Annotated in this window: 11 protein-coding genes; 7 read left to right on the forward strand and 4 right to left on the reverse strand. The window is 54.7% G+C overall.

What is annotated here, in order from left to right:
- Window positions 1–311 precede the first annotated feature (311 nt).
- Window positions 312–524: a DUF1127 domain-containing protein gene (locus ACPGUT_RS11695; protein ID WP_423991573.1), complete on the forward strand. Its 213-nt coding sequence runs from the start codon at window positions 312–314 to the stop codon at window positions 522–524.
- Window positions 525–648: 124 nt separating this feature from the next.
- Here the strand turns inward: ACPGUT_RS11695 and ACPGUT_RS11700 are convergent, their stop codons facing one another.
- The 3 genes from ACPGUT_RS11700 to ACPGUT_RS11710 form a co-directional block, all read right to left on the reverse strand.
- On the reverse strand, window positions 649–1,035 hold the full coding sequence (locus ACPGUT_RS11700) for a hypothetical protein (RefSeq protein ID WP_423991575.1): 387 nt from the start codon (window positions 1,033–1,035) through the stop codon (window positions 649–651).
- Window positions 1,036–1,136: 101 nt separating this feature from the next.
- Window positions 1,137–2,009: a 50S ribosomal protein L11 methyltransferase gene (locus ACPGUT_RS11705; RefSeq protein WP_423991577.1), complete on the reverse strand. Its 873-nt coding sequence runs from the start codon at window positions 2,007–2,009 to the stop codon at window positions 1,137–1,139.
- Between the two features lie 11 nt (window positions 2,010–2,020).
- Complete coding sequence (locus ACPGUT_RS11710; RefSeq protein ID WP_423991579.1) at window positions 2,021–3,250, reverse strand: MFS transporter; 1,230 nt, start codon at window positions 3,248–3,250, stop codon at window positions 2,021–2,023.
- A gap of 458 nt (window positions 3,251–3,708) precedes the next feature.
- On the opposite strand from ACPGUT_RS11710, the gene ACPGUT_RS11715 reads away from it, so the two are divergent.
- The 4 genes from ACPGUT_RS11715 to ACPGUT_RS11730 are packed head-to-tail and all read left to right on the forward strand — an operon-like array spanning window position 3,709 to window position 6,302.
- Window positions 3,709–4,356, forward strand: coding sequence for a lysophospholipid acyltransferase family protein (locus ACPGUT_RS11715; RefSeq protein ID WP_423991581.1), 648 nt, complete (start codon window positions 3,709–3,711; stop codon window positions 4,354–4,356).
- Window positions 4,353–5,291 (forward strand): phosphatidate cytidylyltransferase, encoded by a 939-nt coding sequence (locus ACPGUT_RS11720; protein ID WP_423991583.1) that lies wholly within the window; start codon window positions 4,353–4,355, stop codon window positions 5,289–5,291. The genes ACPGUT_RS11715 and ACPGUT_RS11720 overlap by 4 nt, the downstream gene beginning before the upstream one ends.
- Window positions 5,288–5,668: a hypothetical protein gene (locus ACPGUT_RS11725; RefSeq protein WP_423991585.1), complete on the forward strand. Its 381-nt coding sequence runs from the start codon at window positions 5,288–5,290 to the stop codon at window positions 5,666–5,668. Before ACPGUT_RS11720 ends, ACPGUT_RS11725 begins: the two co-directional genes overlap by 4 nt.
- Complete coding sequence (locus ACPGUT_RS11730; protein WP_423991586.1) at window positions 5,661–6,302, forward strand: CDP-alcohol phosphatidyltransferase family protein; 642 nt, start codon at window positions 5,661–5,663, stop codon at window positions 6,300–6,302. The genes ACPGUT_RS11725 and ACPGUT_RS11730 overlap by 8 nt, the downstream gene beginning before the upstream one ends.
- Window positions 6,303–6,309: 7 nt before the next feature.
- Here the strand turns inward: ACPGUT_RS11730 and ACPGUT_RS11735 are convergent, their stop codons facing one another.
- Complete coding sequence (locus ACPGUT_RS11735; RefSeq protein ID WP_423991588.1) at window positions 6,310–8,505, reverse strand: primosomal protein N'; 2,196 nt, start codon at window positions 8,503–8,505, stop codon at window positions 6,310–6,312.
- 122 nt (window positions 8,506–8,627) lie between these two features.
- On the opposite strand from ACPGUT_RS11735, the gene ACPGUT_RS11740 reads away from it, so the two are divergent.
- Together ACPGUT_RS11740 and ACPGUT_RS11745 are read left to right on the forward strand one after the other, a co-directional pair.
- Window positions 8,628–9,335 carry a DUF484 family protein gene (locus ACPGUT_RS11740; RefSeq protein WP_423991590.1) on the forward strand — a complete coding sequence of 236 codons (708 nt, stop codon included), beginning with the start codon at window positions 8,628–8,630 and terminating at the stop codon, window positions 9,333–9,335.
- Window positions 9,332–10,276 carry a tyrosine recombinase XerC gene (locus ACPGUT_RS11745; RefSeq protein ID WP_423991592.1) on the forward strand — a complete coding sequence of 315 codons (945 nt, stop codon included), beginning with the start codon at window positions 9,332–9,334 and terminating at the stop codon, window positions 10,274–10,276. Before ACPGUT_RS11740 ends, ACPGUT_RS11745 begins: the two co-directional genes overlap by 4 nt.
- The last annotated feature ends 76 nt before the right edge of the window (window positions 10,277–10,352 follow it).

The raw sequence follows: 10,352 nt of genomic DNA on the forward strand, positions 1-10,352 counted from the left end.
TCATCTTTTTTCGTTAAATTTTGAGTAGCACGAAACGCGAACATTTGCCAATTGCTAAAACAGCGTTGTCATGGCTGGTACCGGTAACAGGGCGAAAAACGACACAAAAGCGACACGCGGAATTCCGGGCGCGACAGATTTCGAACGCTTGTATTTACCCTTTGTTTATAAGGGGGAACCGAGGTTCAGACCTATGCACAAATTGCATAAAAGCCATGCAAAAATCACGCTTGTCGGGGAAGATACTCAGGCATAAGTGGGGCTTACAAAACAACGCGCCGATCAGCGCCCCAATCTGAAGGACTTTACAGATGGCAGTCATCGATCACACCCGCTCCGCGGTCGTCACCCAACCCTTCGGCGGGTTCGCTGAGACCATTCGTTCCACTGTTGCCCGTGTGCAGGCCTGGAACGACACACGCGTTACACGCAAATCCCTGTCCGCCCTCAGCGACCACGAGCTGGCAGACATCGGCATCGACCGCAGCGACATCGACGTGGTTGCACGTAAGATGAAACGCTAAGAATACAGCCGCTACTGTAAGGCTGCGTGACCTGACCCCATCCTCCCTGGTGACACAGGTCACAAAAACAGCAACGCCCGCGTCTGACGCGGGCGTTTTGTCGTTTTGAGAGCTGGTTCTAAGTTTACTCAGTCACAGCTGCCGTGGTTTCTGCGGCTGGAATTTTAGCCTGCAGAAGTGGGCGCAATTGTGTGGCCAGCCACAGGGTGACAGGTTCCGGTTGCATCAGAAATGCACCGGCCTTTTCGGCATTGCTGCCACGGGCAAGTCGTTCAATTCTCTGATCATAGGCCGTTGGACCTAGGGATGCGAAAATTGCACCTTTAAACAGCATACAAAATACAGCAATTAAAACCATGAATTTCCAAGGGAACCGAAGCCTGCGGACAGGGCGGGCTGTAATTAACCCGTCTTTACCCATCTTCGTTTTATAACCTTTGGCCATCTTACGGTGGCGTTTGGTTATGCGCCCCAATCGTTCATCGAAAGGTTCTGTCTGAAACTCGTGCATATACGTCTCCATAACCGTAAAACCGAGAATAGAGCCATTTTCTGGTTCAAATATGGCATAAGTAAGGCAGATAAATTGACTTGGCGAATAACCGCTTTAATTTACGATGTTTTTTGGAGAACTAATGTTGTCCATTCAACAATTTCAGTGCGGGAAACAAGATCAATTCCATTTTCGGCATAAACTGAAATCACTTCATCGGCCTGTTCATTCAAAATCCCCGAGAGAATCGCATAGCCATCCGGGGCCAGAAATTCTGCCATATCCGGGGCCAGACCGATCAGGGGGGCTTTCAGAATGTTGGCGAACACCAGATCATAGGGCGCGGCTGCTTCGATTTCATCATGGGCGAAACCGGCGGCTTCCAAACATGTGACACGGCCTTCCAGGTTGTTTGCCTTTACGTTGGCTTCGGCTACGTCCACAGCCTGTTGATCGATGTCACTGGCCCGTACGTTTTCAGGCCAGATACGGGCCGCAGCCATTGCCAAAACAGCGGTGCCGCAACCAACATCAATACAGTTTTTCGCATGAAATCCCTGTTCGATCAGCGTGTCCAGCGCCTTAAGGCACCCCAGCGTCGTACCATGGTGACCGGTGCCAAAGGCCATTGCCGCTTCGATCAGCAGGGGTTCGCAATCCGCGGGAACTTTGTCGGCATCATGACTGCCGTAAACAAAGAAACGACCAGCCTCTACAGGGGCCAATTCACGACGCACATGTGCAACCCAATCGGTTTCGGGCAGTTCCGAAATGACAAAGGTCTTCGCATCAAATGCCATCGCCAGTAGGGCCAGCCCCGCGTCATCCGGGGTTTCTAGAAAATAGCCGCCGACTTCCCAGACACCCGTGCCGTCCTCGACCTCAAACACGCCAACACCGTAGGGTTCAGGCACCAGACGTTCCAGTGCTTCGCCCAGGGCTTCGGCTTTGGTTTTGTCGGTCAGGGTGGTGAAAGCGGTAAAGGTTGTCATGGCTGTGTCCGTTATTCTGCTGGCTGGGCCGCGCGTGCGGCGAAAATGGTTTCGTGACCCGGTGACGGGTGGCGCGGGATCAGCAAAGCAAGTGCAAAGCTGCCACAGGCGATTGTTGCGGCGAACATAAAGACTGCAGCAGGAGAGACAACCCAAAGAAGCCCGAGAAGCACCGGCAGGAACACCGCCGAGATATGGTTGATGGTAAAGGCCACCGCGGCGGTGGGGGCGATATCACCCGGATCTGCGATTTTTTGGAAATAGGTTTTCAGCGCCAAAGCCAGGGCAAAGAAGATATGGTCAATCACATACAGGGCAGATGCGATGATCCAGCCCCAGTGAAAGAAATAGATCCCGCCATACAGCGTAAAGATAATGACAAGGCCTGCGTATTCAAACAACAGCGCCCGACGTTCGCCCCATTTGGCGACAACTTCCCCCATCAAAGGGGCAAAAACCATGTTGGCCCCCAGATTGATCAGATACAGCGCTGTGATTTCATGCACTTTGAAGCCGAAAAGTTCGACCATCATAAAACCTGCAAACACCACAAAGATCTGCCGACGTGCACCGGCAAAGAACTGAAGCGCGTAATACAGCCAATAGCGTTTGCGTAGGATCAGTTGCTTTTTCTGGGGGTGTGGGGCTTCGAATTGTGGATAGGCGAAGAAACAAAAAGCGGCAAGGAGGGCTGTGAAACCACCCGAAACCAAGTAGACGAAGTTATAAGAAAGATCGAAACTTTTCCAGGTCATCACGATCAGGACATAGGCCAGCGCAGTTGCTGCAGATCCCATTGCCGTGATCCGGCCCAACATCTGGGGCGCGCGGTCTTTCTTCAGCCATTGCAGCTGCAGTGACTGGTTGACCGTTTCATAATAGTGAAACCCGATTGAGCTGAGCATCGTAATCGTCAGAATGCCACCAAGGCTGGGGAACCAGGCCGTCACAGCGGTGGCCATTCCCAGCATACCAAGTGAGACGATCCCCAGAACCTGTTCGCGCATGAACATCAGGATGGCGATCACACCAATGGCCAGGAAACCCGGAATTTCCCGAACAGAATGCAACAGGCCAATTTCCTTACCCGTGAAATTGGCGGCTTCGATCACAAAGTTGTTGAGAAGCGCTGACCAGGTGGAAAATGCCACAGGCATAGCAGCTGCCATCAGAAACAGCAGGGTGACGGGGCGTTGCCAGAACGGCAGATGGTGTGCATCAGCGAGAGGTATGGTTTTCATATCTCCGCCTTACGCCTGTTTTGGCTGCGGGGAAAGGGGCCTGCTGTGTGAGACATGTGAGAGAGCTGTGCAGATTTGCAAAGACCTGGCCGAAAAACGCAACACAATGGGCCGGTGCAAAGATCTCTTTGCCCGGTGTGGTGCTGTTTATAGGTATGGAAGTGATGCCAGAATAAAGTGGCGGCGCCGCCCATACGGAGAATGAGACCGGGCTGGTTAAACCCGGTGAGGAAGCTTATATCCGCCCTGTTTTAAAGGGCCTCTGTTCCGTTTTGGTCCCCTGGATATGTCTGGCCGGGGATGATCGATCCCGGGAAATATGCGGACAAAGGGTTAAGGAAGGGCAAGGGTTGCGCACGTTGCGGTACGGCGATCGGTCTTGCACTGGGGTATGGTTTTCCAATACGACATATCAAATCGCCCGAAATAACGGGCCCCGTATTTGTGATGAGCACATGATGTTTGACTATAAATTACGTATTTTAGCACCGCTGACCGGTGCCGCTATTATTCTCTTTGCACGCCTTGTGACCGCTGTACGGGGGATCTGGGAAGGCTGTGAACCGGTGGCACGCCAGCGGGTGTATTTCGCCAATCATGCCTCTAACGGTGATTTTGTTCTGATCTGGACAGTGCTGCCGCCGCAGCTGCGCGAAAAGACCCGCCCGGTTGCCGGATCTGATTATTGGCTGCAAACCCCATTGAAAAGCTTCATTGGCAAAGATGTGTTTCGCGCGGTTCTGATTGACCGCAACCCGGACACCCGCACCCTGGACCCAGTGGCGCAGATGGCCGAGGCCCTGAAACAGGGTGACAGCCTGATCCTGTTTCCGGAAGGCACCCGCAATATGACGGATGATTTGTTGTTGCCGTTTAAACCCGGTCTGTTTCATCTGGCGCAAAGCTGCCCTGATGTGGATCTGGTGCCGACATGGATTGAAAACCTGACATCTGTGATGCCCAAAGGCGAAGTCATTCCCGTGCCCTTACTGTGTTCAGTCAGTTTTGGCGCACCGTTGCGTATCGGTGAACATGAAGAAAAATCCGAATTTATCACCCGTGCGGAAAATGCATTGCGAACCCTAGGTGAAGAGGTGCAGTCATGACTACTCCGGCTGAATTTTCCACGCTGATGATCGGGGTTTTTGCGATCCTTATTGTGGCCACTGTCATTTCCCGGATGTTGCGTGCGCGCAGCGGCAATACGGAACTGGTTGGAAACTTGATCGCCCGGATCAATGCGTGGTGGGGCATGGTCGCCCTGCTGGCTGTCGCGATGATCGCCGGAACGGCGGGTGTTGTCATTCTCTTTGCCCTGATCAGTTTCGCTGCCCTGCGTGAATTCCTGACATTGACCGCGAAACGCCGGGCTGATCATTATGCGTTGTTGATCAGCTTTTTCATTGTGTTGCCCCTGCAATATATTCTGATCTGGACAAATTGGTACGGGATGTATTCGATCTTCATCCCGGTCTATGTCTTCCTGCTGTTGCCGATTGTGGCTGTGCTGCGCGGCGATACAGAGAACTTTCTTGTACGGATCGCTGAAACCCAATGGGGGTTGATGATTTGCGTCTTTTCCGCCAGTCATGTGCCCGCGTTGATCATGCTGGATATCGCCGGATTTGAAGGCAAAAACGTGCTGTTGATCGCGTTTCTTGTGGTGACGGTGCAGATTTCTGACGTGCTGCAATATGTTTGGGGCAAGCTTCTTGGTAAACGTAAAATCGCGCCCAGACTGTCACCTTCAAAAACATGGGAAGGCTTTCTGGCGGGGGTGTTTTCTGCGTCTCTGATCGGGTCTGGTCTGTGGTGGATGACACCATTTACGCCGTTTCAGGCATTTGTTTTGGCCCTGATGTGCACCCTGCTTGGATTCTTTGGCGGGCTTGTGATGTCGGCGATCAAACGCGACAAGGGCGTAAAAGACTGGGGCCATCTGATTGCAGGTCACGGTGGATTTGTGGATCGGTTGGACAGTGTTGTATTCTCTGCCCCGATCTTTTTCCACATTGTGCGTTATTTCTGGTCCGCCGTATGAGCGCGCAGATAAAGACCCTGCTGCAGCATCCGCTGAGTCATAGTCTGACAGGCATGTGCCTGATGGGCGGCTGGGCGGCCTGGTCAAACAGCGGTTTTGCCATGCCAGCCCCATTGATTGCGGCGCTGACACAGGGGGCGCTGACCGGGGGGATCACATTCCTGATGCATCGGGTGGTCGAACGGGTGTTTGCCGTGTCACTGTGCTGGTTTTGTGCGGCGGTGTGCGGCATGGCAACGTCTGCGCTGTTTCTGGTCGGCGGTCATACAATCGCGGGCACGCCGGCCTTTTGGCAAACCATTGTTGTGCCGCTGTGCGGTGCGTCTATCTACACGCTGAGCTTTGGCTTTTCCCTAAGAAAGACCCCTTATGACTGATCTGAACAATCGCCGCCCTATTGCATCGCGCGGGGCCCGCCCAATCAAGGCGCTGGCCCGACGGCTGGCGCAATCTGATATAACAGCAAACCAAATTTCGCAGGCATCGATTGGGTTTGCTGTATTCGCAGGGCTGATGTTCTGGTTGTCTGGTGGCACGCATTGGTTTGTTCTAATCCTTGCGGCGCTGGGCATTCAGGGGCGGTTGATGTGCAACCTGCTGGATGGGATGGTGGCTGTTGAGGGCGGTAAGGCCGAAGCTGATGGCCCTTTCTGGAACGAAGCACCGGATCGCTATGCCGATATCGCGATACTGGTTGGTCTTGGTTATGGGGTGGCGGCCCCTGGCCTTGGCTGGGCGGCGGCCTGTGCGGCGGTTCTGGTGGCCTATACCCGCGAACTTGGTGCAGCTCAGGGGTTGCTGCCTGATTTTTGCGGGCCCTGTGCAAAACAACATCGCATGGCTTTGCTGACAGGTGCTGCCCTTGTTGCAGTTTTCCTGCCGCACATCATGGGCATAGCAACTTTGGAAATCGCATTATGGGCTGTGGCTTTGGGATCTTTTGCAACGGCTTTACGTCGATCGGAACGCCTGATTGGTGATCTGAAGGATCCGCCCGACAGAGGGCAGTAAGCGCGCCTTAGAAAAAATTCACAGGATCAATATCAACGGCGATGCGGATTGCGTTGGGGATGCGGAATTGACCGGTCCATTGGCCGATTGCGCGTTGCAGGGGGGCGGCCTTGTCGGCTTTGATCAGCATACGGACACGGTGACGGCCACGCACACGGGCAATGGGGGCAGGGGCCGGGCCAAACAATTGTGCGCCAATGGCCTGAAGCGGACCATCCCGACGCGCCATTTCACCTGCAAATTCAAATACCTGCTGTGCATCCTCTGCTGATAGGATGATCCCGGCGAGGCGGCCAAAGGGGGGCACTGCGGCCTGTTGACGTTCCCCGCATTCTGCCCGCCAGAACCCTTCCTCATCCCCGGATAGGATCGCGCGGATGACCGGGTGATCCGGTTGAAATGTCTGTAGCAGCGCAACGCCGCGTCGCTCAGACCGACCGGCGCGTCCGGCCACCTGTCGCATCAATTGAAAGGTGCGTTCCGCAGCCCGCAGATCAGATCCTTGCAGGCCCAGATCGGCATCAATGACGCCAACAAGCGTAAGCAGCGGAAAATTGTGTCCTTTGGCGACCAGCTGTGTGCCGACGATGATATCGGCTTCGCCCGCTGCAATGCTTTCGATACGTTCCTTCAAAGCGCGGGCCGAGCCGAACAGGTCAGAGGACAACAGCGCAATGCGGGCATCTGGAAAGCGTTCTGTCACTTCTTCCGCAAGACGTTCCACACCGGGGCCGACCGGGGCCATTTTGCCTTCAACTTCGCAGGAGGGGCAAGCTTCGGGCACAGGTTTGCTTTCGCCGCATTGATGGCAGATCAGGCGGTTCTGAAACCGATGTTCCACCATGCGGGCATCACAAAAATCACAGCCCACCTGTTCCCCACAGGCCCGGCAGACAGTGGTGGGTGCATAGCCACGGCGGTTGATGAACAAAAGCGACTGTTCCCCGGCATCCAGACGCCGTTCAACAGCCTTGGCAAGTGTGGGGGAAATCCAGCGGCTGGCTGGCAGTTTTTCCATCCGCATATCAATGGCGCGCATGTCCGGCATTTCTGCGACACCAAAGCGCGACGTCAGGTTTACGCGATTGTATTTGCCACTTTGGGCGTTGCTCCAGGTTTCCAGGGACGGGGTGGCGGATGCCAGAATAACGGACGCAGAACACAGGCTTGCCCGCAAGACAGACATGTCCCGGGCGTTATACAACACGCCTTCTTCCTGCTTGTATGATCCGTCATGTTCTTCGTCGACAATGATCAGGCCAAGATCGCGAAAGGGCAGAAACAGTGCTGATCGAGCCCCCACCACAAGTTCCGCGCCACCTTCGCCAACCATACGCCAGGTGCGGCGGCGGTCTGTCATCGTGACGCCGGAATGCCATTCTGCGGGGCGTGCACCAAAACGCGCATGAACACGGGTCAGAAATTCCGCGGTCAGTGCAATTTCAGGCAATAAGACCAGCGCCTGACGCCCTTTTCGCAGGCAGGCGGCGATGGCTTCCATATAGGTTTCGGTTTTGCCCGACCCGGTGACGCCTTTCAGTAGCGTGGTGTTATATTGCCCGCTGTCGACGCTTTCGCACAATGCGGCAGAGGCTTCGGCCTGTTCCGGCGACAGGGTAATGCCACCAAGATCCGGATCTAGGCGTGGAAAGGCGACATCACGCGGCGCATCGATTTCCTGCACAACGCCTTGCTTGACCAGCCCCTTAACCACGGTTGGGCCTGTATCTGCGGCCTCTGCCAGTTCTTTTAATGTAAACGCGGCGCCGCCATGGTCTTTCAGAACCTGCATCACGCGGGTGCGGGCGTCAGTTATACGGTCAGGATCGCCGGTGCCGAGACGATACACTTTGCGCATCGACGGCGGGTTCATCAGGCCGGGGGCGCGGGTGGCCAGACGCAGCATTTGTGACAGCGGCGTCAGGGTGTATTGCCCGGCGCGTATCAGAAAATCACGCATCTCTCCGCGCATAGGCGCAACATCCATAACGCGCGATACACGCCGGATTTTGGCCGCATCAAACCGCCCTTCGCCAGGACCCCAAACCACCCCCAGAACCTTGCGCGGGCCCAGGGGGGCTTCGACGAAAGCGCCTTCGAAACAACCACCTTCGGGTGCTTTATAGTCAAGAAATCGGTCGATAGGTTCTGCCGTTAGAACGGAAATCAGCTGACCTTCGGGGAAATAGCTTTGATCTGCCAAGTTGATACTGCCCCCGTCCTGCCCGTGATTCTGTGCCGGGTCAGCCTGCAAAAATTACTGTAAATTTTCTGTTAATCTTGCTATAACCTGAAAAAATCAAACAATCGAGTGCAGTATCCGGTATGAGCGAAACAGCTGAAAGCGCAGAGCTTCTGCGCGAACAAATCATTTCAACACCAGAAATGATTTTGGAAGACCCCGATGTTATGCGGGCCCTGATCAATGCAGACGACATGCGCAAAGGTGGCAATGTCGTTGATTTGCGTACTGTTGCCATGGGGCGGCTTGAAACACGTCTGGGGCAACTTGAAGACACCCATCAGACCGTCGTTTCGGCGGCCTATGAAAATCTGGCCGGGACAAATCAGGTGCATCGCGCGATCCTGAAAATGCTGGATCCGACAAGCTTTGAAGATTTCTTGCTGAATCTTGGCGGAGAAGTCGCAGATATTTTGCGTGTGGATACCGTGCGTTTGGTTCTGGAAACCCATCAGGCCGAAACAGATGCTTCGCTTGATCGCGTGGAAAATGTTCTGGCTGTTGCGGCCTCTGGTGTGATTTCCGATTATCTTGAGATCAAAGATGATCACCCCCATCGTAAGGTGACTTTACGATCTGTGGCTCCGGGCGGTGACTGGCTATATATGCAGGGCAACGGCGAAATCCGGTCCGAGGCAGCGATGCTGCTGGATCTTGGGGATGGGAAATTGCCGGGCATGCTGCTGATGGGGGCAAAGGATCCGGATCAGTTTCAGGCAAACCAGGCCTCTGATCTGCTGGAGTTTTTTACCGGTGTGCTTGAACGATCCCTGCAGCGCTGGCTGGCATGAGTGTGGCTGGCACGCAGTCTGAGCTTGTCATTGCCCCCGCACTTGCGGATCTGCTGGAACGCTGGCTGACCACGGATACGGCGCTTGGTCGAATTTCAGAAAATACGCGTACGGCCTATCAAGGTGATCTTCTGGTCTTTTTTGCCTTTTTGTCCGGCCATATGGAAGGGGCGCGCGGGGCAGAAATGTTGCGCGATATCTCAGTCACCGATATGCGTTCGTTCATGGCGCATGAACGCGGACGGGGGATTGCAGCGCGATCACTTGCGCGGGAATTGTCTGCGATCAAAAGCTTTTATCGCTGGTTTTCGGAACGCGAAGATTTTGATGCAACCGCTGTGATGATGACGCGCGCGCCGAAATTTCACAATAAATTGCCGCGACCGCTGGCAAAAGATGCAGCGAAGGCTGTGCTTGAAACGGCGGCACTGCAGTCGGAAGAACCCTGGGTGCAGGCGCGTGATGTCGCGGTTCTGACATTGTTGTATGGTTGTGGTTTGCGTATTTCCGAGGCCCTTAGTCTGACCTTTTCTGATGTGCCTTTGACAGATAAACTGATCATTCGCGGTAAAGGGGATAAAGACCGTGTCGTGCCGGTTATTCCGACGGCTCAGGCAGCGGTTGCGCGGTATGTTGCGGCTTGGCCCGGATCCGATGCGCCGGAAGACGCGTTGTTTCGTGGGGTGCGCGGCGGACCATTGTCGGCGCGTCAGGTGCAAAAGACCTTGGCCGATGTACGCATGCAACTGGGCTTGCCATCCAGTGTGACGCCTCATGCGATGCGTCATTCTTTTGCGACACATTTGTTAAGCGCTGGCGGTGATCTGCGCGCTATTCAGGAGCTTTTGGGGCATGCTTCGCTGGCATCCACCGAAGCCTACACTGCCGTAGACACCGCGCGGTTGTTGGATGTGTATGACAAAGCGCATCCCAGAGGTTGACAAAAAAACGGGAAGCCCCAAAATTTCCGGTTTTCCGGTTTTCCGGTTTTCCGGTTTTCCGGTTTTCCGGTTTTCC

It is taken from the genome of Halocynthiibacter sp. (assembly GCF_049608145.1).
Classification (GTDB): domain Bacteria; phylum Pseudomonadota; class Alphaproteobacteria; order Rhodobacterales; family Rhodobacteraceae; genus Halocynthiibacter.

Excerpts from the sequence above, each read along its gene's own strand:
- ACPGUT_RS11695 (WP_423991573.1), top strand. The coding sequence starts at position 312 with ATGGCAGTCATCGATCACACCCGCTCCGCGGTCGTCACCCAACCCTTC.
- ACPGUT_RS11700 (WP_423991575.1), bottom strand. The coding sequence starts at position 1,035 with ATGCACGAGTTTCAGACAGAACCTTTCGATGAACGATTGGGGCGCATA.
- ACPGUT_RS11705 (WP_423991577.1), bottom strand. The coding sequence starts at position 2,009 with ATGACAACCTTTACCGCTTTCACCACCCTGACCGACAAAACCAAAGCC.
- ACPGUT_RS11710 (WP_423991579.1), bottom strand. The coding sequence starts at position 3,250 with ATGAAAACCATACCTCTCGCTGATGCACACCATCTGCCGTTCTGGCAA.
- ACPGUT_RS11715 (WP_423991581.1), top strand. The coding sequence starts at position 3,709 with ATGTTTGACTATAAATTACGTATTTTAGCACCGCTGACCGGTGCCGCT.
- ACPGUT_RS11720 (WP_423991583.1), top strand. The coding sequence starts at position 4,353 with ATGACTACTCCGGCTGAATTTTCCACGCTGATGATCGGGGTTTTTGCG.
- ACPGUT_RS11725 (WP_423991585.1), top strand. The coding sequence starts at position 5,288 with ATGAGCGCGCAGATAAAGACCCTGCTGCAGCATCCGCTGAGTCATAGT.
- ACPGUT_RS11730 (WP_423991586.1), top strand. The coding sequence starts at position 5,661 with ATGACTGATCTGAACAATCGCCGCCCTATTGCATCGCGCGGGGCCCGC.
- ACPGUT_RS11740 (WP_423991590.1), top strand. The coding sequence starts at position 8,628 with ATGAGCGAAACAGCTGAAAGCGCAGAGCTTCTGCGCGAACAAATCATT.
- ACPGUT_RS11745 (WP_423991592.1), top strand. The coding sequence starts at position 9,332 with ATGAGTGTGGCTGGCACGCAGTCTGAGCTTGTCATTGCCCCCGCACTT.